Genomic DNA, 23245 nt, shown 5'->3' on the forward strand with positions numbered 1-23245 from the left:
GGCGACGAGCGGCCGGTGAGCCCGTTCGTCCTGCGGCTGCGGCGCAGCGACCGGCTGCGCGTCAGCGACGAGGAGGGCGGTGACACGGCGGCCGGTTCCGAGACGGAGCGGCTGCGTCCGCTGGTCCTGGACCCGCAAGCCGACCTGATGCCCGCCGCCGAGCTGTGCGAGGTGCGGGCGGGCGGCGCGCTGGCCGAGGTGCTGCGCGGGGTGCGGCCGGTGTTCGGCGACTCCGCGGCGGCGCGGGCGGCCCTGCCCGAACTGCTCGGCCCCGGCCGGTCGGTGCCCACCGGGCACCGGGCGATCCTGGCCCCGCTGCGCGGCCGCCGCCGGGTCATCGGCGCGGCGGTCTTCGTACGCGGCACCGAGCGCTCCCCGTTCGAGGCCAGTGACCTGCTGGTCGCGGCGCAGCTGGCGACGCACACCGCGCTCGGCATCGACAAGGCCGTGCTGTACGGGCGCGAGGCCTATATCGCCGACGAGCTGCAGCGCACGATGCTGCCCGACTCGCTGCCCCAGCCCACCGGCGTCCGGCTCGCCTCGCGCTACCTCCCGGCGGCCGAGACGGCCCGGGTCGGCGGCGACTGGTACGACGCGATCCCGCTGCCCGGCAGCCGGGTCGCGCTGGTCGTCGGCGATGTGATGGGCCACTCCATGACCTCGGCGGCGATCATGGGCCAGCTCCGGACGACGGCGCAGACCCTGGCGCAGCTCGACCTGCCGCCGCAGGAGGTGCTGCACCACCTGGACGAGCAGGCGCAGCGGCTGGGCAGCGACCGGATGGCGACCTGCCTGTACGCGGTGTACGACCCGGTCGCGCACCGGATCACCATCGCCAACGCCGGACACCCGCCGCCCGTGCTGCTGCATCTGGGCGGGCGGGCCGAGGTGCTGCGGGTGCCGCCGGGCGCCCCGATCGGGGTGGGCGGCGTCGACTTCGAGGCCGTCGAGCTGGACGCCCCGGCCGGCGCCACGCTGCTCCTCTACACCGACGGTCTGGTGGAGTCGCGGCTGCGGGACGTGTGGACGGGCATCGAGCAGCTGCGGGAGCGGCTCGCGGCGACCGCGCAGCTCACCGGCGACGACCACTCGCCGCCGCTGGAGGCCCTGTGCGACGACGTGCTGGACATGCTCGGCCCGGGTGACCGCGACGACGACATCGCGCTGCTGGCCGCCCGCTTCGACGGGATCGCCCCGAGCGATGTGGCGTACTGGTATCTGGAACCGGAGGACGCGGCCCCGCGCCGGGCCCGCCGACTGGCCCGGCGGGCGCTGAGCCGCTGGGGCCTGGACGATCTGGCCGACGAGGTGGAGCTGCTGGTCAGCGAGGTCGTCACCAACGCCGTGCGCTATGCGGAGCGGCCGGTGACATTGCGGCTGCTGCGGACCGACATCCTGCGCTGCGAGGTCGGCGACGACTCCCCGCAGCTGCCGAGGCAGCGCCGGGCGCGCGAGACGGACGAGGGCGGCCGCGGGCTGTTCCTGGTCAACCGGCTGGCCCGGCGGTGGGGGGCGACGCGCCTCTCGACGGGCAAGGTCGTCTGGTTCGAGATGGCGACCCGGGGGCAGTAGACGGCACCAGCGGAGAGGGGCGGACCCATGTGGGCCCGCCCCTCTTCTTTCATGCGCTCAGGCGCTCAGGCCCTCACTGTGGGGCCTGTTGTCCGTTGCCGCCGGGCCGTTCGCCCGGCTGGCCGTCGCCGTCCCCGGGCAGCGGCGGGAACTCCGGGCTCGTGGGAGGCGGGGTGACGGGCGGGCTGCTGCTGGTGGGCGGGGCCGGCGTGGTCGGGGTCTCGCTGGGCGTCTCGCTCGGCGTCTCGGAGGGCGTGTCCGACGGGGTCGGCTCCTCGGACTCGGTGGGCTCCTCGGAGGGCGTGTCCGACGGGGTCGGCGGGGCGGGCACCTCGCCGCGCTCCACGTCCTCGAGGTCGAACGTCTTGCCGGACCCGCCGCCGAGGGCGCCGAGGGTGTAGTCGGCCCAGATGCGGGCCGGGAAGCCGCCGCCGTTGGCGCGGCCGGAGTTGGCCGTGCCGGTCAGGGAGACCTGCTTGCGGCCGCCGTCGCCCTCGCCGAAGAGGGCGACGACCGTGGTCAGCTCCGGGGTGTAGCCGGCGAACCAGGCCGACTTGTTGTCCTCGGAGGTGCCGGTCTTGCCCGCCGCGTCGTAGGCGGAGGTGTTGGCCGCGCTGCCGGACCCGGCGTCGACGACCCCGGTGAGCGCCTTGGTCACGGTGTCGGCCGAGGCGCGGCTGATGGCCTGCTCGCGCTTGGGCTTCTCGGGGTTCACCGTGCGGTCACGGTGCTCGGCGGACTGGAGGATGTGCGGGGTGACCTTCTGGCCGTGGTTGTCGAGCGTGGCGTACGCGCCCGCCATGTCCCAGGTCGAGGCGTTCATCGTGCCGAGCGAGACGGCGGGGCGCTCGGGGAAGTTCTTGTCCGGTACGCCGAGGGCGAGCGCGGTCTCCTTGGCCTTGGCCGGCGTCACGTCCACGATCATCTGCGCGAACACGGAGTTGACCGAGCTGTTCATGGCCTTCTGGACGGAGATCGGCCCGTAGTCGCGGCCGTCCTCGTTCTGCGGGTTGAACGGGGTGTCGCTGCCGACGACGGGCCGCTTGCTGGTGCCGTCGTAGATGGTGTTGAGCCCGATCAGGCTGCCGTCCTGGGTCTTCGACTCGTTCTCCAGGGCGGAGGCCAGCACCAGCGGCTTGAAGGTGGAGGCGGGCTGGTAGTCCTGGCGGGTGGCGTTGCTGATGTAGTGCTTGACGTAGTCCTCGCCGCCGTACAGCGCGACGACCTTGCCGGTCTTCGGGTCGACGGAGGTGGCGCCGGCCTGGACGGTGGCGTCGACCTTGTTGCCCTCGCGGTCGAGCTTGGACTCCAGCTGGTCGTCCACCGACTTCTCCAGCGCCTTCTGGCGCTTCTTGTCGATGGTGAGCGTGAACGTCCAGCCGCCGGCCTCACGGTCCGCGGCGGAGACGCCCTGTTTCTCCAGCTCCTTGTTGGCCGCCTCGACGAGATAGCCGGTCTGGCCCTCCATGCCCGGGGCCGCCTTGGGCTTGTCCGGGTAGGGGAACTTCTGCTGGGTGCGCTCGGCGTCCGTGAGCCAGCCCATCTCGACCATGTTCCGCAGCGTGTAGGCCCAGCGCTCCTTGACCAGCTTCTTGCCGGTGTCGGTGGCGGTGGACCAGTCGTACTGGCTGGGGGCCTGGAGGAGGGAGGCGAGGTAGGCGCCCTGGGAGACGTTCAGGTCCTCGGCGTCGATGCCGTAGTACGCCTGGGCCGCCGCCTGGATGCCGCTCGCGCCGCGTCCGTAGTAGGCGGTGTTGATGTACCCGGCGAGGATCTCGTCCTTGGACTTCTTCTGGTCGACCTTGAGCGAGATCACCAGTTCCTTGAGCTTGCGGCTCACGGTGGCGTCCTGCGTCAGGTAGTAGTTCTTCACGTACTGCTGGGTGATGGTCGAGCCACCCTGCTTGCCCTTGCCGCTGAGGGTGTTGAGGAGACCGCGGGTGGTGCCCTTGAGGTCGACGCCCTGGTCCTTGTAGAAGGTCTTGTTCTCGGCGGCGACGAAGGCGTGCTGAACGTTCTTCGGCACCTCGGCCAGGTCGACGATCTGGCGGTTGACGCCCTTGCCGGTCCGGGCGAGGACCGTGCCGTCGCTGTACTTGTAGACGTTGCTCTGCCGCTCCGCCATGGAGTTCCCGGCGGCGGGGACGTCGACGTACAGGTAGAGCGCGCCGAACGCGCCCATGCCCAGCAGGACGATCCCGAAGAACGTGCCCAGCAGCTTCTTCCACGTGAAGAGTCTGCGTATGCCGCCGCTCTTCGGGGCCCGGCGCGATTCCCGCGCCTGGGCTCGTCGCGCATCCGCTCGACCCATTGGTGTGTTGCTCCCGCTTCTCTGCTCGACCGGCTCGCTCGGTTTCCTCAGTTCGTTCAGACCTGCCAGCTAACACCGCCGACAGGGACAAAAGACAAGCGATCCGGTCTTTTACGGACGTGACAATCAGCACCCGTTCCCTAGGAACCGACTCCCCAGGGGTGGACAAGGTTGCGAGAATCGATAATGTGTAATCACATTGCTAGCGCGGTGCGATACCGCGCCGAACGGGGGATCCCATGACCGCACAGCACGACGACCACCGCCCGGACACCGCGGCGGCGGACCTCTCCATCGACGCTCCCGACATGCCCGCGCCCCAGGTCAGGGAGGTCGCCGCACACGCGATCCCGGGCGGCGTCGGACTGCTCCTGACGGTGGTCGGGGTGTTCGCGGGGGTCGGCCTCGTCATCGGCGGCGCGGTGCTGAACGGAGGCGGCGCCGGCACCGTGGGCGTCACGCTCCTCATCCTCGGGGTGCTCCTCGCGATCGTCTCCTTCTTCTGCATGAGCGGTGTGAAGATGGTCGCTCCGGGCGAGGCCCGGGTGATCCAGCTCTTCGGCCGGTACGTCGGCACCATCCGCGCCGACGGGCTCCGCTGGATCAACCCGCTGACCTCCAGCCAGAAGATCTCCACCCGCGTCCGCAACCACGAGACCGCCGTCCTCAAGGTCAACGACGCCTACGGCAACCCGATCGAGCTGGCCGCGATCGTCGTGTGGAAGGTCGAGGACACCGCCCAGGCGCTCTTCGAGGTCGACGACTTCCTGGAGTTCGTGGCCACCCAGACCGAGGCGGCCGTACGGCACATCGCGATCGAGTACCCGTACGACGCCCACGAGGAGGACGGCCTCTCGCTGCGCGGCAACGCGGAGGAGATCACCGAGAAGCTGGCCGCCGAGCTGACCGCCCGGGTCCAGGCCGCGGGCGTCCGGATCATCGAGTCGCGCTTCAGCCACCTCGCGTACGCCCCCGAGATCGCCTCCGCCATGCTCCAGCGCCAGCAGGCCGGCGCGGTCGTCGCGGCCCGCCAGCAGATCGTCGAGGGCGCGGTGGGCATGGTCGAGATGGCCCTGCACCGGATCGCCGAGCAGGACATCGTGGAGCTGGACTCCGAGCGGAAGGCGGCCATGGTCAGCAATCTGATGGTGGTGCTGTGCGGTGACCGCAGCGCCCAGCCGGTCCTCAACACGGGCACGCTCTACCAGTGACCGACGAGACGCCTCCCCGGCGGAAACCGGCGGCCGGGCCGCAGCGGCGCAAGCAGATGCTGCTGCGGCTGGACCCCGCGGTGCACGACGCACTCGCCCGCTGGGCCTCCGACGAGCTGCGCAGCGCCAACGCGCAGATCGAGTTCCTGCTGCGGCGGGCGCTCGCGGAGGCGGGCCGGCTGCCGGGGGCGGCGCGGCCGATCGCCCGCCGGGGACGGCCCCCCAAACAGCCGCCGGAGGGGCCGGAGGCCCCGCCCGGAACCGACGCCCAGGACACTCCGTAGCACCGCGCCCCGACCCGCCGACACCGCGACCCCGGCCCGTTTCCATGGGGCCGGGGTCGCTTTCCGGACGCGTATACACGGCAGGTATACACACCGTGTACAGTGCTCCTCATGTCTATCGGTCACACCCTCCTCGGGCTCTTGGAGTCCGGCCCCCGACACGGTTACGACCTGAAGCGGACCTTCGACGAGAAGTTCGGCCAGGACCGCCCGCTGCACTACGGCCAGGTCTATTCGACGATGTCCCGGCTCCTGAAGAACGGACTCGTCGAGGTCGACGGCGTCGAGAGCGAAGGAGGTCCCGAGCGCAAGCGGTACGCCATCACCGACGCCGGGATCACCGATGTCTCACGGTGGCTGGCACAGCCCGAGAAGCCGGAGCCCTACCTCCAGTCGACGCTCTACACCAAGGTCGTCCTCGCGCTGCTGACCGATCGCAGCGCCGCCGACCTGCTGGACTCCCAGCGCTCGGAGCATCTGCGGATGATGCGCATCCTCACCGACCGCAAGCGCAAGGGCGACCTCGCCGACCAGTTGATCTGCGACCACGCCCTGTTCCATCTGGAAGCCGATCTGCGCTGGCTGGAACTGACCGCCGCCCGACTCGACCAGCTCGCCAAGGTGGTGGCTCCGTGATTCCCGAAGGCTCCCTGCTCGCCGCGCACGATCTGCGCAAGACCTACGGATCGACGCCCGCCCTGGACGGCGCGTCGTTCTCCGTGCACCCCGGCGAGGTCGTCGCCGTGATGGGCCCCTCCGGCTCCGGCAAGTCGACCCTGCTGCACTGTCTGGCCGGGATCATCACACCCGACTCCGGCACCATCACCTACGCGGGCCGCGAGCTGTCCGCGATGTCCGACGCCGAGCGCAGCGCCCTGCGGCGCAGCGACTTCGGCTTCGTCTTCCAGTTCGGCCAGCTCGTCCCGGAGCTGACCTGTGTGGAGAACGTCGCCCTGCCGCTGCGGCTGAACGGCGTGCGGCGCAAGGCCGCCGAGCGGACCGCCCTGGAGTGGATGGAGCGCCTGGAGGTCGACGACCTCGGGGCCAAGCGCCCCGGCGAGGTCTCCGGCGGACAGGGCCAGCGGGTCGCCGTGGCCCGTGCGCTGGCCGCGTCGCCGAAGGTGATCTTCGCGGACGAGCCGACCGGCGCGCTGGACTCCCTCAACGGCGAGCGGGTGATGGAGCTGCTCACCGAGGCCGCCCGGTCCGCCAACGTCGCCGTGGTCCTGGTGACCCACGAGGCCCGGGTCGCCGCCTACTCCGACCGTGACGTCACCGTGCGCGACGGCCGGGCCCGCGATCTGGAGCACTCCGTATGACTCTGCTCGACGAGAAGCGGGCCGCGGCACCGCCGCGCCCGGCGCCGCCCTCCTGGGGCGCGGCGACCCTCCGCGATCTCGGCCTCGGCATCCGGTTCGCCGCCGCCGGGGGCCGCGAGGGCTGGATCCGTACGCTGCTGACCGCCGTCGGCGTCGGCCTCGGCGTCGCCCTGCTGCTGCTCGCCTCCTCCGTACCGCATCTGCTCGACGAGCGGAACGCGCGCGAACAGGCCCGCAGCGAGACGCGGATCTCCGATTCTCCCGACGCGAACGCCGCGAAGTCGGACAGCTCGGTGCTGCGGATCAACACGACCACCGAGTACCACGACCGGACCGTCGCGGGATATCTGATGCGCCCCGACGGTTCGACGCCCGTCCTCCCGCCGGGAGTCGCCCGCTTCCCCGGTGCGGACGAGATGGTGGTCTCCCCCGCCCTGCGGGAACTGCTCGCCGAGCCGGGCAGCGAACTGCTGCGGGAGCGGCTGCCGTACGAGATCACCGGCACGATCGGGGACGCCGGGCTGCGCTCCCCCGGTGAGCTCCTCTACTACGCGGGCAGCGACACCCTGACGACGGCCAGTGGCGGCCACCGCATCGCCGGGTACGGGGACGAGCGCGAGGGCGACCCCCTGCCGCCGCTGCTGATCGTGCTCGTCGTGATGGTCTGCGTCGTGCTGCTGGTGCCGGTCGCGATCTTCATCGCCACCGCCGTGCGCTTCGGCGGCGACCGCCGCGACCGCCGGCTGGCAGCGCTGCGGCTGGTCGGCGCGGACATCCGGACGACCCGGCGGATCGCCGCCGGGGAGGCGCTGTTCGGTGCGGTGCTCGGGCTGCTGATCGGTCTGGCGTTCTTCCTGACGGGCCGGCAGTTCGTCGGCTCGGTGGAGATCTGGGACGTCAGCGCGTTCCCCGCCGACCTGGTCCCCGATCCCCGGCTGGCCCTGCTGATCGTGGTGGCGGTGCCGTTGACCGCCGTCCTCGTCACGCTGGTGGCGATGCGGTCCGTGGTGATCGAGCCGCTCGGCGTCGTACGCCGGGGGCGCGAGCGGGGACGCCGGCTCTGGTGGCGGCTGCTGATGCCGCTCGCGGGTCTGGCGGTGCTCGGCTTCACGGGCCGGATCAGTGCGTACGAGTACGCGCCCGAGAAGCCGTTCGGCATCGCGGCCGGCACCGTGCTGGTGCTGGTCGGGCTGGCCCTGCTGCTGCCCTGGCTGGTCGAGGCGTGCGTGAACCGGCTGCGCGGCGGCCCGGTGCCCTGGCAGCTCGCCACCCGCAGGCTCCAGTTGAGCAGCGGGGCCGCGTCCCGTGCGGTCAGCGGGGTCACGGTGGCGGTGGCGGGCGCGATCGCGCTGCAGATGATGTTCGCCGCGATGAACGCCGACTTCAACCGGATGACCGGCCAGGACCCCACGCGGGCCCAGTTCGCCGGGTATTCCGAGGACGTCACCGGCGAGGCGGCCACCTCGGCCATCGAGCGGTTCCGCGCCACCAAGGGTGTGGACGTGGTCATCGGATCGGTGGAGGCGTACGCGTCCAAGCCCGGCGACTACGCCGACGAGGACATGCAGCCCACCACCTCGCTGACCGTCGGCACCTGCGCCACCCTGCGCGAGCTGGCCCGGATCGACGCCTGCGAGGACGGCGACACCTTCGTCGTCCACCCGCCGGGCGACAAGGACATGACCGCCTGGATCGACGAGACCGCCCGCAAGGGCAAGGAGGTCGAGATCGAATCCGGGAACAGGACGATGCGGTGGACACTGCCCGCGGACTCCGCGACCGTGCAGGGCCGCAAGGACCCGATGGGCGAGACCCACTACGGGATCATGGCCACCACCGGCGCGGTCGACGCGGGCAAGCTGCCCGGCGCGACGATCAGCGTCCAGATCCGGGTCGACCGGAGCGTGCCGGACGTCGCCGAGTACGTGCGCAACACGGCGGCGAAGGTCGACCCCGGGATGCGCTTCGTCACGCTCGACTCGGTGGAGCGCGACCGTCAGTACGCCAGCATCCAGACGGGGCTCCAGGTGGGCGCCTCCGCAGTGCTGCTGCTGATCGCCGCGTCGATGCTGGTCTCCCAGCTGGAGCAGTTGCGCGAGCGCAGGCGGCTGCTGTCGGTGCTGGTCGCCTTCGGCACCCGGCGCTCCACGCTCGGCTGGTCGGTGCTGTGGCAGACCGCCGTGCCGGTGGTGCTCGGTCTCGCGGTGGCGGTCGCGGGCGGCCTGGGGCTGGGCGGGGCGCTGACCTGGCTGATCGAGAAGCAGGTCGCCGACTGGTGGCTGTTCTGGCCGATGGCGGGGGTCGGCGGCGCGCTGATCGTGCTGGTGACGCTGCTGTCGCTGCCGCCGCTGTGGCGCATGATGCGCCCGGACGGACTGCGCACCGAGTGACACCCGCACGACGCGCGTGACGGCCGGGGCCCCTGGGAAGGAGCCCCGGCCGTACGCACGTTCTCAGCCGCTCTCCGCCACCGGCCGCACCGGCAGCGGCCGCATCGCCTCGCGCAGCGCGGCGGCGAACTCCTCGAACTCGCCGCCCCGCGCCGACCCGGTCCGCATCGCCAGCGCGACGCGCCGGGTGGGCGCCGGGTCCGCGAAGTACCCGGTGGCCAGCGCCTCGTTGCGGCCGGTCTCCACCGTCACGGCGGTCCGGGGCAGCAGCGTCACACCGAGCCCGCCGGCGACCAGCTGGACCAGGGTGGAGAGCCCGGCGGCGGTCGTGGTGACCGGGGCGCCCTGGGTGCGGCCCGCCTCGCGGCAGATGTCCAGGGCCTGGTCGCGCAGGCAGTGCCCCTCGTCCAGGAGCAGCAGCGGCAGTTCGCGCAGCGCGCCGCGCGGGATGTCCGAGCGGCCGCCGAGCCAGTGGTCCTGCTCCATGACCAGCACGAAGTCCTCGTCGAAGAGCGGGATCTCGGTGACGCCCGGCACCCCGAGCGGCACGGCGAGCAGCAGCAGGTCCAGCCGCCCGGCGGCGAGCCCATCGAGCAGTGAGGAGGTCTGCTCCTCGTGGACCTGGAGGTCGAGGTCCGGGTAGCGCTCATGGACCAGCCGGAGCACGGTCGGCAGGAGATACGGGGCGACGGTCGGGATGACGCCGAGCCGGAGGACTCCGGTGAACGGGGCGCGGACCGCCTCCGCCTCCTCCATCAGCGCGGCGACGGCCTCCAGCACCGCCCCGGCCCGCACCGCGAGCCGCTCGCCCGCGGGCGAGAGCAGCACCTTGCGCGTCGTACGCTCGATGAGCTGGACACCCAGTGCCTCCTCCAGGGTGGACACCGCTCCGGAGAGTGCCGGCTGACTCATCCCGATTGCTGCCGCGGCGTCCCGGAAGTGCAGATGCTCCGCCACGGCCATGAAGGCGCGCAGCTGCGACAGGCTCGGCTGTTTGCCGGGCGACTTACCGGACTGCTTGGGTCGAATACCCTGATTCACCTGCGCCACTGATAGGCACCTCCGATCATCTCGACCGAGTGTAGCTATTTCCGTGATCAATGCACTCTGTGCCAAGGTGGAGCCCGTCCAACCCTCAGGAAGACCCTCAAAAAGGGAATTCCAGACGTTGCAAGGAGAGCGCGTGCTCACTGTCGGTGACAAGTTCCCCGAGTTCGACCTGACCGCTTGTGTTTCGCTGGAGAGCGGCAAGGAGTTCGAGCAGATCAACCACAAGACCTACGAGGGCAAGTGGAAGATCGTCTTCGCGTGACCGAAGGCAAGTCAAGAACACTCTAATTTCTTGAGTACGTGACACGACTTCTTGAATGTGTGACACTTGGCTTGTGGTACGGCTCGCACGCCGCTGACCAGCATGGACACCTGCGTCAGCGCAGCGAGAAGACAGGACCACACAGTGGTAGTGCTCGAAGACGTCATATCGGACTCATGCATCCCACTCGGGATGTACCGCCGCGTCTCGATCGACAAGGCCCTCCGAGGGGTCAAGTCCGACTGGCGAGAGGTACAAGAGCAGGTCCGGGAGCAGGAAGAAGCGATCCGCTTCCTGACGGAGAACGACCCCGACCTTAAGCGGCAAGGTGCCGTCATCGTCCGCGACTACTGCGACAACGACACGCCGGCCTCTGATCCCTTCATCATCCGCAAAGACTTTGAGGCGTCCCTAAGGGATCTCGAAGCAGGAGTCATCAAGGGCATATTGTTCCTGCACGCGGACCGGTACGCCCGCCTCGTGTACGACGCGGCCCGCGTCTGCCGCCTCTTCGAGATGCGCCCCGGATACATCGGCCGGTCGGTAGAGGGGAGCGTCGACCTCTCGACCGTTGAAGGCCGAGCCATGTTCATCATGCAGGCCACCATGGGCAACATGGAGATCGGCAACACCAAGCGCCGAGTAGGCCGAACCAACCGACGCATCGCCCGAAAGGGCGTCATGCATAGTGCTCCCCGCGCCTTCGGTTGGGCTGAAGACCGGAAGACTCTCCACCCCGAGGAGCACCCGTTCCTGCTGAAGGCGATCAGGGCCGTGCCCGGCGGCCTCAGGGTGGGGACCTTCCGGAGGGAGCTCGTTGAGTTCGGCCGCGAACCCAGGAAGACCAAGCGGTCCGGAGACCAGCCCCGCGAGATCCAGCACAGCACCGCAGAAGCGATCCTGACGAACCCGCGTAACGCGGGCTTCAGGATGTATGCCCCCCAGGGTGAACGGCGCTCCTCTGGGCGCCTGTGGCTGCCTGACACGATCGTTCGTGACTCTCAGGGCAATCCGATCATGGGTGACTGGGAAGCTGCGTGCACGCCTGATGAGTATTGGGCCTGCACCGACGAAATCAAGAGGCGCAAGGATGTCCGTCAAGGGGATGAGAAGGGGGAGCCTCATGACACGACCGTCAAATACTTCCTGTCGGGTATCGCTCGGTGCGGGAAGTGCCTCTGTCCTATGTGGTCGAACCCCTACACCCCAGGTACTCCGTCATACGAGAAATGGGGATTCCGGTACGCCTGTCTTGTGAGCCAGGGAGGATGTGGGGGCGTGACCCGCTGCGGCCCCCCGTGCGACGACCTCGTGGAGTCCGTATTCCTTCTCGGCACTCGTGAAGGTCTGGGCAAGGCAGTCACGAAGGCCGCAGCGGAGATCGATGACACGGTCCACGACGGGCGACTCAGTGAAATCGCCGCAGAGTTGGACGACGTACGTCAGCGCCGCCAAGACAAGCGGATCTCCATGACGGAGTCGCTTGACGCGATTGAGGAGCTGGAGCAAGAGCGCGACAACCTGTTGGGCCAGCGAGGCAAACTGGCCCTTCAGAAGAAGAGGAAGAAGCTTCTTTCTCCTGACGCCCTGTCCGATTGGGCAAACCTCTCGATGGCTGAGAAGAGGGCCCGTCTGACGCAGAGCATCCGGTCGGTGATCATCCACCCCATCGGGCGGGGCAAGAGGTTCGACCCTGAGTTCATTGAAATCGTCTGGCACGAGGAGAAGAACGACTCGAAGGTTGGCGTTCGCTGATACGCAAGAAGAGCCCTCCCCGGATGGGGAGGGCTCTTCGCTATTTAGTGGCCTGCTTCAAGCCCCACGTCCTCATGACGTTGGCTCGCCAAGTCTCGCCTCGCACAGGCATCTTGGCCAGCTCACGGGCAAGCCACTCTTCCTTGCTCATAGCCAATGATTCATTCCTTCAGACTGCCCAGCGACGGAGCTGCGTCCCGCCTTCGAGCCACACCACGTGGGCGACACCCATACCGCGGATCAGCTTCCGACAGGCCCCGCAGGGCTCCCACAGGCTCTGCAACTCAATCGTCGCCCTCTTCGGTCTCGACGTTGTGAAGCAGGCCGGCAACGGTGTCCGCCAGCATCTCGGCCTTCCAGAAGTCGCCGGCCATCTCCTCGGCCATGGCGTACGGGATTCCCGCCTCCAGGGCAGTCTTCATGACGTCGCCCGACAGGGCAGCGATGCCCGCTGCGTACTCGCCCCGCCTGACCAGGGTGACAAGTGCCATCCGGCTTTCGAGATCCGAGATGATGGTGTCTGCGTCCTCGTACTTCTCACTCATTCACAGCACTCCGCATCGTTGTCTTCAGCACATGGGGCACAGAGGCCGGTTTCTACGTCGTCCAGGTTGAAGAGGCCCACGGCATCGTGGAGTTGGCACCATTCGCAGTCCAGGACGTCGTCAAGCTCCTCATGCATCAGCCCCTCACCACGAACGCAATCGCGACTTCCCGGTCATCTTGGGTTGAGTAGTCCCACGACGTCACATCTCGCTCGACTTCGAGTTCGGCAGGGTCGTAGGTGAAGCTGCGGCAGCAGCCGCATCCGGTGTCGGGGACCACTACCGGAATGTCTCCGTGTTCCGCTAGAACCTCTTGAGCCTTGGCGATCATTGCGGTCAGATTCAAATGGGATCCTTAGTGCTTGCTGTCTTCGAGGTCGAGGATGGAGCCCCAGGAGCGCTCACCGATCTCACCGTCTGCCGGGATCAGGAGTCCCCTGAAGGTGAACTCCATGATCCGAGCTGCCTGCTCCGTAAGTTCCTTGGCTCTTTCTGCGGGGAAGGAAAAGACAAGTTCGTCATGCACCGGGAGGCGGACCCAGGGTGTGAATCCAGCGGCATGGAGGTTGATGATTGCGCGAGCGGTGATGTCCCGTGCCGTGCTCTGGATAAAGTAATTCAGCGATGAGTACAGGCGTCGACGGTCTACTGGCAGGCGCCGGCCTGTCGCTGTGAAGATGTAGCCAGTTCTTCGGGCTTCGTCCTTGAGTTTGTCTCCGAAGCGTCCGACGCCTAGGTACGTAGACCAGAAGGCATCTACTGCCTTCTTCGCGTCCGGTTCCGGGACTCCGAAGCCTTCAGTTACGGCTCGCCAAGTTCCTCCGAACCCGATGGCGAAGTTGGTCCCCTTACCTGCTGACCTCTTCTCGTGTTTCTTCTGGCCCGGCTCCATGGGGCCGAATGCTGCGATTGCCGTGATGTTGTGCAAGTCCTCGTCCGCAAGGAATGCTTTCATCATGATCGGGTCGCCGGAGGCCGCAGCCATGACCCGCAGTTCCATGTTTCCGAAGTCAATGGAGACGGAGACGTGACCCTCCTCAGCGAGGAAGGCTGAGCGCACATACCCATCCCCGGCAGGGAAGGTCTGGGCTGGGATAGCCCCCGTAATGCTCATCCTCGCTGTGCGAGCTTGGAGAGCATTCACGCTCGCATGTACGCGACCTTGCGAGTCCATTCCCTTGAGGGCTGCTTCGAACCAAGTCTTGCGCCACTTAGCGGCCTTCGTGGCCTTCTTGACTGCCTCGGCTAGTGGGTGATCGATGGAGTCCAGGACTTCGGCATCCATTGACAGGTTGCCCTTTTTGGTTTTCTTGGTCAGCTTGAAGCCGAACCCCTGGAAAGCCGCGATGAGCTGCTTGTCCGAGTTGACGTTCTCGACGCCCCATCGGTGGACCTCTCTGAGCCAGCGCTCTTCTTCTGCCTTCAGCTCGGCTATTCGATCCTCTACGTACTCGACGTCCACGAGGTAGCCGGTGCGCTCCATCAAGGCCGTAACATGGGCCAGACGGTGTTCCCACCCGACCAGCCCCTTCCTGAGGGACCGGGCCGGGATCTTCGGAAAGACAATGTGGAACAGCCTGAAGGCAAGAATCGGGTCCATGCCTGCGTAGAGCAGGTATTCCGGATCGAATGTCCGGACAATGGGCCAGATGTCTTCTTTCTTTACCTTGTAACGCTTAGCTATCGCGGCCATCGACCCCTTGACCTCTGTGGCCAAGGTCTTGTCGATGTAGTAGCCGGTCAGTTCTGCGAGTTTGAGGCCGGGACCGAACTCCTTGACCTGGCGGGGGTCCACGAGGTGGCAGATAATTTTCGTGTCAAGGACCTTCGGGGCCAGCTCTTCGAGCGTGACCCCTAGGCAGCCCTCTACAACGTGCTGGTCGAAGGTGCCGTTGTGGGCGATGAGCCGTGAAGCTTTCCGCACCGCCCACCGAACTGCTTCTCCGAACTCGGGGTGGACCTCAACCGGCAGAACCCAGCTTTCTACCGCGTTTCCGAACTGCGCAAGACGGAGACGGAATCCGCGGTCGGTGTCCCACCAGGCGAGCCCCGTCGTTTCCGTGTCGAATCCCAGGACGGGATTGGCTTCTACGAAGTCGATGAAGCGGTCAAGGTCCCAAGGCGTCTCACAGACATTGATCCGAACCGCTTGACGCCTAATGTTGTAATGCAGGACCTTCACACACACTCCTATTCTGCGCGGACAACCTCGTAAGTGACGGAGACGAGCTCACTCGGGTCATCGAGATACGTGGTCGGGTACTCCACGAAGTTGTTCTCTCGTTCGTCGAATGCAGCGGCCTCTTCGACCGAATCACCCGGGTAGTGCTCCAGTTTGGGCGTGTACTCCGTCACGACGGTGACGCGGATCTTCTGAGTCATTAGCGCTGTTCCTTTCGTCCGATGTAAGCGAGAATGAATAGCAGCCCGACGGCACCGAGAACGAAGCCGAGCAGGAGGAAGCTGATCAGGTCAGCAGGGTTATACATTCGGTGTCTCCTTGCAGAGGTGGTCTCGGGTAGCGGAAACGAGGTCAGATAGCAGGACTTGATTTTCGTTGCAGCAGGCGCAGCCGCCCGAGGCTATGCATTCACCGCACAGAAGGCAGGCGATCTCGACTCCGCCGTTGTCCCATCCAAAGACCAGAACGTTACTGAATTTCGTCACTAAGGGGCGACTAGTCCGTTCTCCTAGAATGCCGGGGGGGGCCAGGTCCCTTCCTGGCCCCCCTCAGTGCCGCGCGGTGCTACTTGTTGGCCTTGAACTGGCCTGTCTTCTTGTCCTGCCACAGCGGCTCGCACTTATCGCCGTCAGGCCCGTCGCAGAACATCGCGCTCCAGGTCGGCTTCTTGACGAGCGACCGGCCATGGGAGCAGTTGTCGCCCGCCACGCTCGTGGGTGCCGCTTCCGTACTCTCGACCCGGCCGTTGTTGAACCGCTTGGGAGCAGTGCCACCGCCCGGGTTTCCCCCGCCGCCCTTGTACTGGCTCCGGGTATAGTCCGCGGCCTTCGAGTTGAGGTCGATTAGACCCTCGCTCTTGAGGGCCGTTAGCAGCTCGGCACCGCGCTGTGCCGTCTCTGCGGCGTCATGACCGCTCACTCGGGGGGTGATCCATTCGGCATCGAAGCCGTTGCCGGCCTTGAGGGTGAAGCCGATCTCAAAGGGGGCAGGTCCATTGACAGCAGAAGTCACAGGCGGATCCTCTTTCGTTGGGGTTGGGGTATCGGGAGGAGGTTCATCCCACGGCGAACGTTCATCGAATGGGTCCGGATAGCTCACCGGATTCGCTCCTTCGTTCAGAAAGCGACACAGATGTCACAGATTCAAGTTTTAGGTCAGAGAGAATCGGCAGTAATGTAAACTGCCGTGAGGAGCGTGCTGCTGAGTGCCTTAAGGTCCTCAGGCGCGAGGTCGACGGTGATTGACTCGTTCTTGTCCCCGAAGATGCTCAGCGTCGAGCTGGCGCCATCCTTCTCCTCGTAACTGAAAAGGAAGCTCACCTTGCGGTCCGGGGAGGCGTAGGTCTTGAGGGTCTGGAGCATGGTTTACCGCCCTGTCCGAATGTTTCGATTCATTTCCGCGGTGAGGGCGTCGATGGCCCGGTATCCGCGCTTGCGCTCGGTCTCGTCTTTGTGGGAAAGGCCGTAGACGTACAGCCGCATGATTACCTCTTGGTAGTCCCGGTTCAGGCGCTGGATGGCCGTCTCCGCGTCCATGCGGGCAGATGCGATGTTGTCCGTGATGACGCAGCGCGTCAGGTCGTCCTTCTTGCCGATCTGCTGGGAGACTTCGGCGTCGGTGTAGATGAACGACCGCATCACCCCACGGACTTCATCCGGGGTATAGAAATACTGATCGTCTATCAGATCCAGGTATGCCCGTTCCTTGGCCGCATACCGGCGCCCCGCGTTCCAGAAGATCTTCCGAAGGGTTTCCGTATCGCCCTGATACTGGGCGATGAAGTGCTTCTCCTGGTAGGCGTGAAGCAGGATCTCTTGCTTCACGTCGTCAGTCTCTACGATCGACCATTTGCCTGCGATCTCCCGAGCAACCTTCTCGGCCAGGGGCGCAAGGGCCTCCCAGTCGATTTCCGTCATCGCACTTCCTTCTGCGCGAACTGACCCTTCGGCCCTCGCTTGATCTTTCCGTACCTCTGCCCCTCGACCACGAAAGAGCCGTCGTCCTCGACCGGGATTGCGTGGGGGGTGGCGCTGTACTTGCCGACGTAGAGAAGGCCCAGCCCCTTCTGCCAGTTGGCAGGCCCGTTCTTCAGGTAGCCCGCCTTGCGGACGTCCATGAGGTGTCCGACCTCGAACCCGTAGATGGTCTTGAGCTTCCCGCCGTACCCCGAGGACTCCGGGGAGATCGCAAGGCGGTGGGTGTGCCCCATGACGACCGAGACGCCGGCCTTCTTCGCCTTGCTCGCAGCCGTGCGGCCCGCCACCTGGTTCAGCCCAGGGGACTCGTGGCCGTGGATGGCCACCCAGCCCGGAGCGAAGTTGTAGTAGGGCTGGAGCTTCTGCACGTCGTAGGCCGGGAAGTCAAGCAGGTTCTCGAAGCGGTAGAAGGTGTCTTCCGCGGCCAGGGCCGGCGCCCGGCTGGCGAGGTACTTCTGAGGGCGTTCGTCGTGGTTCCCCTCCAGGATCCCCAGGGGACCGTCGTAGACGGCCCGCAGTGGCTCAAGGAAGTTGGCCTTGGTGTACTCGGAATCCCGGATGACGTTGCCCTCGAACTCCGCCCTGGTCCCTGCGGACCAGCGGGAGGGAGCGGGGTAGTCCACGAGGTCACCGATCTGGATGACTTCGTCGGGCTGGTACTCCCCGATGAATCGGATGACGTTCTTGAGCGCCCGCCGGTCCTCGAAGGGTGCTTGGACGTCGGATATGACAACAACTCGCTTCACTTAGCCTCGTCTTCCAGCCGCAGCAGCTCGGAGAGGAAAGTGAGCGGATCTGTCCGAACCTCTATGTAGTGCTGGTGCGGGGCAGGCCCGTGGTCCCCTTCGAGCCCGTACCAGACGGTCAGTTCCATGTAGTCGGTGGAGTATGCGCAGGTGTCGCAGCCGCCACTGGACTCGGTTTGGATCTCCCAGTCATCCTCGTCAATCTGAGCTGAGACGGCCTTGATACCGTGTTCGGCCTCAAGCCACTTGATCACCAGATCCTGAATTCGCTCGTTGACGGTCACTTGGCCTCCAGGCGCTCGATCTCTCGGTTGATGTACCAGGCCGCCTTGCGGAGGTCCGTAGTCGGGTCGACTGTCTTGTGGCCAGCTCGCAGGATGTACTTCACGACGTTCCCCAGGTTGAAGTTCAGGAGTTCCGAGATGTCGATGACCTCGACTCCGTGGGGCAGCCATGTGTAGTGCGCGGGGTGGTTGACTTCGTCCTCCCCCGCCACATGCGCCAACTCGGATTCCGCGAAAGCCACCATTCGATACTTCAGCTGAACCTTGTAGATGTAAGGGCCGCCTTCTACGACGTTTGTGACAATTCCCGTCTCATCCTTGTACTGCTGGACCAGGGAAGTGGCGGGGTTTGCAATGACAACCTCGTCGCCGATGTGGTATGTCACGCGGGCTCCAGCTCATTGTCGTAGTAGAACGCTCCCAGGTCCTTCAGGACCTCATGGTCGGTGTCGAGCAGAACCGAGGTGGAGGATTCCTTCATGGCATATCCGACCTCTTCGATCACCCCGACCATCCCCGCAGTGCCGTCATTGACGTTGGCTCGGACCCGGACTCGGGTGCCCGGCTTCCAAATCGACTTCATAGAAGCCCGATCCTTTCTCGTAGGGCAGCAGCCCCGTGCTTGTGCAGGAATGAATTGGAGTCGTGCCCATCGCCAAGGACGACGACCTTTGCGTTAAGCAGTTGCGCGGCCAGCTTCTCGGCGGCCTCGATGCCGGGCTTGTCTCCGTCAGCGATGATGAAGACCGTCCCGAAGGCGAGGAGTGGGGGGATGAAGTAGTCGCGCCAGCTCGATGTCCCCTGGTAGGCGATGGCCGGCACCCCGACCGACTCCCAGGCCATCGCGTCGAACTCGCCCTCGGTGACGACGATGCTCGGTGCTGCCTCGATGAGTGCGCGGGTGTTGAAGAGGCGAGGCATGTCCCCAGGGAGGGTCAGGTACTTCCCGTGCCCCTGGTGGGCTTCCTTGCGTTCGGGGGCCAGGTAGTTGCCGGCCTCGTCCCGTACGCACTCGTCGGCTATGCAGCGAAAGCGGATGGTCGCCACTCCGTGTGGCCCACCCGCAGGGCGCAGGTACGGGATGACGAGGCTTCGCGCCCTCTGTTCATGTCCAGTCAGCGCCGAACCGACGTACCCCAGGGTGAACTTCTCCGCTACGTCTTCCAGACCGCGGGCCTTGATGTACTCCTCGGCCGGACTCCCCCTGAACTGCTGGTAGTACGTCTTCGCCGCTTCCACTGAACCGGGCATGTGCCCATGCCTGGGCTTCTCGGAAGCCAAGTTGTTCCTCTCGCATCACAACGTCTATCGAGTCTTCGGAGACCTGACAGACGAAGCAGTTCCATCGGTTTCTCTCGGTGTTGGCCGATGCGCTGGGGTTCGAGTCAACGTGAAGCGGGCAGGGGATTTTGCTCCACCCTGCCCGCTGCTTCACGTCTATTGAGTAGTAGTGCTTCAGAACCCCGGCTATGGGCGGCCTACTTACCGCTTTGCGGGGCCGGCTCACCGATCCGCCTCACCAGGACCGGGAAGTCGTACCGCCGGTACATCGAGCCCAGGTATTCCTTCTCGCCGCGCCACTTGCGGTAGTCGAGCTTGATGGCTGCTTCACTCATCGCTAACCTCTCGCGTGTCCATGTGATAGCGCAGTCCAAGGAATTGGACGGCGGGCGGGTGTTCTAGGTATGCGGCTGCGGATCGCAGCGTCTCGGGGTTGTCCTTGGCGCCCGGGAGGATGCGCCGGTTGCACAGGCGGCAAGTGAGCCCGCGGACCAGGCCGGTTTTGTGGTCGTGGTCTACGTCGAGCCGGTATTGCCTTGGCTGACGGCAGATGGCGCATACGCCGCCCTGGTATTCCATGAGTGCCTGGAACTCGCCTGGTTCAAGGCCGTAGGTGGCGGTCACTCGTGCCTCGTGGGACGAAGCCCGGCGGGTTTCCTTCCTACAGGTCGAGCACACTCTCCCTTTGGGGGTGAAGAACCGAACTGCCCGGTTTTTCACGCACTTCGTGCACTTCCGGTATCCCGCTCGGGGCTTACCGGACATGGGGCCTCAGGGCCGCTTGAAGTCGGCGCTGGTCTTTGAAGGAAGCCGCCTCCTCCGCCAGGACCCTGAGGCGTGAGAGGGGAAGAACTTCCCATGCCGGCCCGCCCGGCGTGTCCATCGTCACCGCGACCACCTGAGCGGCGCAGTGGCGCGAGTGGAACGTCAACTCCTTGGCCAGCCGGTAGAGGCGCACCTTTCCTGGCTCCACCGTGAGTACGAGTGCGACAACGCCCCCGCCAGCATTTCGAATCTCGCTGTCCGAGATTCCGGGGTTCTCATTCAGGAGGACATCCACGATCTCCCGCTGAAGGCTGTACCCGCAATTTCCCTTCATTTCCCCCGCCCCTCTCCCTAACCTCAATGTAGGTCGCCCCCGTCACGGATTCAAGTTTTGATTGACGATAATCCTGTGACCCATCTCACCTACAAGGTGCTGGCGATGTCCGTCAGCCTCATGTTCTTCTCGTTGAACTCGTAGCTGCTGAACGTCATCCCCGAAGGATCGGCAAAGCCCTCGCGGTTCTTCACGTCAGAGATGTGCAGGATCGTGCCGCCCATCCCGTCCACCTCCTTGTGGATCGTGAGGATCAGGTTGGGCACGCGCCCAATCTTTCCTTTCACGCCGCTGAGCGGGATGGGGCTCAATCCATCGCTGTACTCGCCCGTCACGTGGTGCAGGGAAAGAACGTGAGCCCCTGTCACCCGGGCCATGTCCGACAGGTATTCACACATCGCCTCAAGGCCGAAGGTGAAGGACTCCGCGCTTCCGGCCGGGATATCCCCCTGCACGTTGGTTATGTTGTCCACCACAATCAAGTGGGGGAACATCCCGAAGACTTCGAAGTACGCCCTTAGCTTCAGCTCCACGTCGTTCAGGCCGGGGCGTGCGTCGTAGTCGAGTCGGATCCACCACCGCTTGTTCAGGTAGCCCATGTACTCGTCGAAGTGCTCCGACAGGAGCTTGCGCTTCACGTCCCGCACGTTGTCCCCGGTGAGGATGGACGTGGCCCTGGTGAGCTGCGTGGCAGCGTTCGAGTCCGCGCTGAAGTACATGACCGGCACGTTGCCGAACAGCGCCAGGTTCAAGGCGAAGAGCGACTTTCCCGTGCCGGGGCCGGCGGCGACGAGCGAGAACTCACCACGCCGGAACTCGACCTCGTGAGAGGCCAGGCCCCGAAATGGCGAGGGGAGCGGTTCACCTGCCGCCCCCTTGATCAGAACTGATTGCGCCAGGCTGTATATGATTCTTTCCTTCCCTCAACTTCAAAGTAGGCGAAGGGCGTCACGGATTCAAGTTTTGGTCGAAAAAAATACGCACCCGTGCGAGACGTCACAGAAGCGGCAGTCGAAGCCGGGGCTCGCGGGGAAGTCCCCGCGCTTCACGCCTGCGTCCATGTCTGCGAACCTCTGGCCGATCTCGTCCTCGGACACCTCCCCCACCTTCAGCGGCCGGGAAAGACGCCCGTTCCGGGCGAGGTACCAGTCAGCCTTGGTGACGGCCACGCCCCACAGCTTCCGCACCGCCACGGAGTACGTGTGTAGCTGGAACTTGCTCTTCATGGTGCCGGTCTTCAGGTCCCGCACCCGCACCGAGCCGTCCCCCTCATCCAGGGCCTGGTCGATGAACCCTCGCACCGGGACGCCGCCCAGCTCGACCATGAAGGACAGCTCAAGCGCCGGCTCCTGCTCGTTCGGCTCCGTCCAGAGTGCCGGTCGGGCGGCCTTACTCCACTCGACGTAGGCCGCTGTCTGCTCCATCCCGAGGTGGTAGCGGCGCTCGATGTCCTCGCCGCCCGTATACCGGCCTGCCGACATCCACAGGTCCGTGTCAGGCGTTTCGGCAAGGGCCTCGTTCACCTTGGATGTGTACTCGTCGTGGAACAGCTCCGTGACCTCATCGGCCGGCAACGTACGAGACGACCTCTCCCACGCCTCTGCGGCGGAGTGAAAGGCCGTCCCGTGGATGCTCCACGCCGCCGGCCTGGGTCGCACGCGGGCCACCCGCTGGAGGTACCAGCGCCACCCGCACTGCTCGTACTGCTGCGTCTGCGAGACCGACCGCGGTTGATTCTCAACACTCAATGCGTAGCTCCTACGTTGCAAAGTCTGATGATGGTGAACGAACTACTGCCGGGGATTTCTGCGTGTCCACGGTCGTAGTCGGCCCGCGTGATCTCCAAGGCCCTTGCCGAAGCGCCGAGTTCACGTTCTAGATCCCGAATACGAGCATCCGTGAGCGAATCCAGGGACAGGTCCGAGATGATCAGGTCTACCCAGTTGGTCAGCACGCCCCGCGTGTAGAGGACCAGCATTCCCAGGGTCGCGTGGTCCACCTGCACATCAAGAGTCTGAGCATCCCAAGTGCAGTGGCAGGGACGTGACTGCTCGGGGCTCCGCGAAAACTCGCCCAGCCACGCGCAGGTTGTGTTCCTTCTGTCCACCGACCGAGCGTCCTTCCATAAGCGGAGGGAGCCCTTCCCCCCTGACTTTCACAATACAGGTTGAACGTGTGACGGCAATACGAGGTTTTTCCCGCCCAAACCTCCCTACAGGTTTTTTTATGAAACAAGGCAAAGAGATGGCAAAAGAAAACACAAAGAGCCTTTCACGCATTTGCGTGAAAGGCTCAGGTATGTCCGCTTTTGAGTTAAATTTGGCCTTTAGTCCCGTTGGCCGGCGGGGCCGTCCGGAGCAGGGGGCAGAGAGATGGCCTCCAGGTGGGGGCCCTTCGGCAGCTCTCGGCCCTCGGGCCAGCGGATGACCAGCTCTCCGTCAGACGGCTCCCGCGGAAGGAACACCCACGGGTTGTCCTTGCTCCAGTCGAGAGTCAGCACCACCCCATCCCGCTTCTGGTGCTTCGTGAAGTTGCGGGCCCGCAGAAGCTGCCTCTCGGTCAAGGTCGGGTCACCGAGGCGCCAGCGGATGAACGTCATAAGGTCTCGCGATCGGTTGAAGTGCGTGAATTTGTCCCGGGCGAACTCTTCCCGAGGCCACGCAGCCTCAAGAATCGCGGATGCCGTATTGCTCCACGGCTTGCGAGGCTCTTTCATCAGGAGTTTATATCGAGCGTTAACCGCTGCGGGCGTACAGCCGTAGGCTTGCGCAATTTGCAGATCGGAGAGACCTTCACGGAAAAGGCGCCTCAGGGTCTCAGTGTCTGGCAGCTTGGCCATGGCGTGAGGAGTCCTCTCTTGATGTCGATCCAAGGTAGCTAAGGACCGTCACGAAATCAAGTTCTGGGAAACCAGATCAGCGGTTCTCCTTGGCCGTGTGACGGTGTGACCTGGGTCTCAGTGCTGGTCAACTGTGTCC

The 23245-nt window shown here is 65.7% G+C and carries 27 protein-coding genes and 1 pseudogene; 8 read left to right on the plus strand and 20 right to left on the minus strand.

Going from position 1 to position 23245, the window contains the following annotated elements:
* Positions 1 to 1572, plus strand: a 1572-nt coding sequence (locus tag G3I54_RS37355) for a SpoIIE family protein phosphatase (RefSeq protein WP_164621614.1), incomplete at its 5' end; no start/stop codon positions are given.
* Positions 1573 to 1645: 73 nt separating this feature from the next.
* Here G3I54_RS37355 and G3I54_RS37360 read toward each other — a convergent pair.
* On the minus strand, positions 1646 to 3883 hold the full coding sequence (locus G3I54_RS37360) for a transglycosylase domain-containing protein (protein ID WP_164621616.1): 2238 nt from the start codon (positions 3881 to 3883) through the stop codon (positions 1646 to 1648).
* A 239-nt stretch (positions 3884 to 4122) separates the two neighbouring features.
* On the opposite strand from G3I54_RS37360, the gene G3I54_RS37365 reads away from it, so the two are divergent.
* From G3I54_RS37365 to G3I54_RS37385, 5 genes are all read left to right on the plus strand, one after another.
* On the plus strand, positions 4123 to 5094 hold the full coding sequence (locus G3I54_RS37365) for an SPFH domain-containing protein (RefSeq protein WP_164621618.1): 972 nt from the start codon (positions 4123 to 4125) through the stop codon (positions 5092 to 5094).
* Positions 5091 to 5378 (plus strand): hypothetical protein, encoded by a 288-nt coding sequence (locus G3I54_RS37370; RefSeq protein WP_164621620.1) that lies wholly within the window; start codon positions 5091 to 5093, stop codon positions 5376 to 5378. Before G3I54_RS37365 ends, G3I54_RS37370 begins: the two co-directional genes overlap by 4 nt.
* A 111-nt stretch (positions 5379 to 5489) precedes the next feature.
* Complete coding sequence (locus G3I54_RS37375) at positions 5490 to 6014, plus strand: PadR family transcriptional regulator (protein WP_030630714.1); 525 nt, start codon at positions 5490 to 5492, stop codon at positions 6012 to 6014.
* The gene (locus tag G3I54_RS37380) at positions 6011 to 6697 is read left to right on the plus strand and encodes an ABC transporter ATP-binding protein (protein WP_164621622.1); all 687 of its coding nucleotides are present in this window, start codon (positions 6011 to 6013) and stop codon (positions 6695 to 6697) included. Before G3I54_RS37375 ends, G3I54_RS37380 begins: the two co-directional genes overlap by 4 nt.
* Positions 6694 to 9087, plus strand: coding sequence for an FtsX-like permease family protein (locus G3I54_RS37385; protein ID WP_164621624.1), 2394 nt, complete (start codon positions 6694 to 6696; stop codon positions 9085 to 9087). Before G3I54_RS37380 ends, G3I54_RS37385 begins: the two co-directional genes overlap by 4 nt.
* A 63-nt stretch (positions 9088 to 9150) precedes the next feature.
* Here G3I54_RS37385 and G3I54_RS37390 read toward each other — a convergent pair whose 3' ends face one another.
* Positions 9151 to 10137, minus strand: coding sequence for a hydrogen peroxide-inducible genes activator (locus tag G3I54_RS37390; protein WP_164621625.1), 987 nt, complete (start codon positions 10135 to 10137; stop codon positions 9151 to 9153).
* Positions 10138 to 10270: 133 nt separating this feature from the next.
* Between G3I54_RS37390 and G3I54_RS40080 the strand changes: the two are divergent.
* Together G3I54_RS40080 and G3I54_RS37395 are read left to right on the plus strand one after the other, a co-directional pair.
* Positions 10271 to 10396: pseudogene (locus G3I54_RS40080) on the plus strand (peroxiredoxin); the annotation flags it as partial.
* A 105-nt stretch (positions 10397 to 10501) separates the two neighbouring features.
* A complete protein-coding gene (locus G3I54_RS37395) occupies positions 10502 to 12154 on the plus strand; it encodes a recombinase family protein (RefSeq protein ID WP_164621626.1) in 1653 nt (550 codons plus the stop codon).
* A 284-nt stretch (positions 12155 to 12438) separates the two neighbouring features.
* On the opposite strand, the gene G3I54_RS37400 is transcribed toward G3I54_RS37395, so the two are convergent.
* From G3I54_RS37400 to G3I54_RS37490, 18 genes are all read right to left on the minus strand, one after another.
* Positions 12439 to 12699: a hypothetical protein gene (locus G3I54_RS37400; RefSeq protein WP_164621627.1), complete on the minus strand. Its 261-nt coding sequence runs from the start codon at positions 12697 to 12699 to the stop codon at positions 12439 to 12441.
* A gap of 136 nt (positions 12700 to 12835) precedes the next feature.
* On the minus strand, positions 12836 to 13045 hold the full coding sequence (locus G3I54_RS37405) for a hypothetical protein (protein ID WP_164621628.1): 210 nt from the start codon (positions 13043 to 13045) through the stop codon (positions 12836 to 12838).
* A 9-nt stretch (positions 13046 to 13054) separates the two neighbouring features.
* Complete coding sequence (locus tag G3I54_RS37410; RefSeq protein ID WP_164621629.1) at positions 13055 to 14881, minus strand: DNA polymerase; 1827 nt, start codon at positions 14879 to 14881, stop codon at positions 13055 to 13057.
* Between the two features lie 8 nt (positions 14882 to 14889).
* Complete coding sequence (locus tag G3I54_RS37415) at positions 14890 to 15081, minus strand: hypothetical protein (RefSeq protein ID WP_164621630.1); 192 nt, start codon at positions 15079 to 15081, stop codon at positions 14890 to 14892.
* A gap of 364 nt (positions 15082 to 15445) precedes the next feature.
* A complete protein-coding gene (locus tag G3I54_RS37420; RefSeq protein ID WP_164621632.1) occupies positions 15446 to 15979 on the minus strand; it encodes a hypothetical protein in 534 nt (177 codons plus the stop codon).
* A gap of 56 nt (positions 15980 to 16035) precedes the next feature.
* Positions 16036 to 16242, minus strand: a complete 207-nt coding sequence (locus tag G3I54_RS37425) for a hypothetical protein (RefSeq protein ID WP_164621634.1) — start codon at positions 16240 to 16242, stop codon at positions 16036 to 16038.
* A gap of 3 nt (positions 16243 to 16245) precedes the next feature.
* Complete coding sequence (locus G3I54_RS37430) at positions 16246 to 16797, minus strand: hypothetical protein (RefSeq protein ID WP_164621636.1); 552 nt, start codon at positions 16795 to 16797, stop codon at positions 16246 to 16248.
* Positions 16794 to 17603 (minus strand): metallophosphoesterase, encoded by an 810-nt coding sequence (locus tag G3I54_RS37435; RefSeq protein ID WP_164621638.1) that lies wholly within the window; start codon positions 17601 to 17603, stop codon positions 16794 to 16796. Before G3I54_RS37435 ends, G3I54_RS37430 begins: the two co-directional genes overlap by 4 nt.
* On the minus strand, positions 17600 to 17887 hold the full coding sequence (locus G3I54_RS37440; protein WP_164621640.1) for a hypothetical protein: 288 nt from the start codon (positions 17885 to 17887) through the stop codon (positions 17600 to 17602). The genes G3I54_RS37435 and G3I54_RS37440 overlap by 4 nt, the downstream gene beginning before the upstream one ends.
* The gene (locus G3I54_RS40230; protein ID WP_203687727.1) at positions 17884 to 18273 is read right to left on the minus strand and encodes a DUF3310 domain-containing protein; all 390 of its coding nucleotides are present in this window, start codon (positions 18271 to 18273) and stop codon (positions 17884 to 17886) included. The genes G3I54_RS37440 and G3I54_RS40230 overlap by 4 nt, the downstream gene beginning before the upstream one ends.
* Entirely contained in the window at positions 18270 to 18470 is a 201-nt protein-coding gene (locus tag G3I54_RS37450; RefSeq protein WP_164621642.1) for a hypothetical protein, read from the minus strand. The genes G3I54_RS40230 and G3I54_RS37450 overlap by 4 nt, the downstream gene beginning before the upstream one ends.
* The gene (locus G3I54_RS37455; RefSeq protein ID WP_239144772.1) at positions 18467 to 19168 is read right to left on the minus strand and encodes a toprim domain-containing protein; all 702 of its coding nucleotides are present in this window, start codon (positions 19166 to 19168) and stop codon (positions 18467 to 18469) included. Before G3I54_RS37455 ends, G3I54_RS37450 begins: the two co-directional genes overlap by 4 nt.
* 197 nt (positions 19169 to 19365) lie before the next feature.
* Positions 19366 to 19503 (minus strand): hypothetical protein, encoded by a 138-nt coding sequence (locus tag G3I54_RS37465; RefSeq protein ID WP_164621649.1) that lies wholly within the window; start codon positions 19501 to 19503, stop codon positions 19366 to 19368.
* Entirely contained in the window at positions 19496 to 19792 is a 297-nt protein-coding gene (locus tag G3I54_RS40085; protein WP_343240517.1) for an endonuclease VII domain-containing protein, read from the minus strand. Before G3I54_RS40085 ends, G3I54_RS37465 begins: the two co-directional genes overlap by 8 nt.
* A 564-nt stretch (positions 19793 to 20356) precedes the next feature.
* Positions 20357 to 21178, minus strand: coding sequence for an AAA family ATPase (locus G3I54_RS37475; protein ID WP_343240520.1), 822 nt, complete (start codon positions 21176 to 21178; stop codon positions 20357 to 20359).
* Positions 21179 to 21223: 45 nt separating this feature from the next.
* Positions 21224 to 22015 (minus strand): PD-(D/E)XK nuclease family protein, encoded by a 792-nt coding sequence (locus tag G3I54_RS37480; RefSeq protein ID WP_164621651.1) that lies wholly within the window; start codon positions 22013 to 22015, stop codon positions 21224 to 21226.
* Entirely contained in the window at positions 22012 to 22272 is a 261-nt protein-coding gene (locus G3I54_RS37485) for a hypothetical protein (RefSeq protein ID WP_164621653.1), read from the minus strand. Before G3I54_RS37485 ends, G3I54_RS37480 begins: the two co-directional genes overlap by 4 nt.
* 321 nt (positions 22273 to 22593) lie before the next feature.
* Positions 22594 to 22830: a hypothetical protein gene (locus tag G3I54_RS37490; protein ID WP_164621655.1), complete on the minus strand. Its 237-nt coding sequence runs from the start codon at positions 22828 to 22830 to the stop codon at positions 22594 to 22596.
* Between the last annotated feature and the right edge of the window lie 415 nt (positions 22831 to 23245).

Origin of the sequence: Streptomyces sp. SID14515 (assembly GCF_010548505.1) — a bacterium.
Lineage (GTDB): Bacteria > Actinomycetota > Actinomycetes > Streptomycetales > Streptomycetaceae > Streptomyces > Streptomyces caviscabies.

What these genes read in the sequence shown, in the direction of transcription:
- G3I54_RS37395 (WP_164621626.1), top strand. Translation starts at nt 10,502, where the DNA reads ATGGACACCTGCGTCAGCGCAGCGAGAAGACAGGACCACACAGTGGTA.
- G3I54_RS37415 (WP_164621630.1), bottom strand. Translation starts at nt 15,081, where the DNA reads ATGACTCAGAAGATCCGCGTCACCGTCGTGACGGAGTACACGCCCAAA.
- G3I54_RS37375 (WP_030630714.1), top strand. Translation starts at nt 5,490, where the DNA reads ATGTCTATCGGTCACACCCTCCTCGGGCTCTTGGAGTCCGGCCCCCGA.
- G3I54_RS37385 (WP_164621624.1), top strand. Translation starts at nt 6,694, where the DNA reads ATGACTCTGCTCGACGAGAAGCGGGCCGCGGCACCGCCGCGCCCGGCG.
- G3I54_RS37365 (WP_164621618.1), top strand. Translation starts at nt 4,123, where the DNA reads ATGACCGCACAGCACGACGACCACCGCCCGGACACCGCGGCGGCGGAC.
- G3I54_RS37425 (WP_164621634.1), bottom strand. Translation starts at nt 16,242, where the DNA reads ATGCTCCAGACCCTCAAGACCTACGCCTCCCCGGACCGCAAGGTGAGC.
- G3I54_RS37450 (WP_164621642.1), bottom strand. Translation starts at nt 18,470, where the DNA reads ATGAAGTCGATTTGGAAGCCGGGCACCCGAGTCCGGGTCCGAGCCAAC.
- G3I54_RS37360 (WP_164621616.1), bottom strand. Translation starts at nt 3,883, where the DNA reads ATGGGTCGAGCGGATGCGCGACGAGCCCAGGCGCGGGAATCGCGCCGG.
- G3I54_RS37430 (WP_164621636.1), bottom strand. Translation starts at nt 16,797, where the DNA reads ATGACGGAAATCGACTGGGAGGCCCTTGCGCCCCTGGCCGAGAAGGTT.
- G3I54_RS37465 (WP_164621649.1), bottom strand. Translation starts at nt 19,503, where the DNA reads ATGAGTGAAGCAGCCATCAAGCTCGACTACCGCAAGTGGCGCGGCGAG.
- G3I54_RS37400 (WP_164621627.1), bottom strand. Translation starts at nt 12,699, where the DNA reads ATGAGTGAGAAGTACGAGGACGCAGACACCATCATCTCGGATCTCGAA.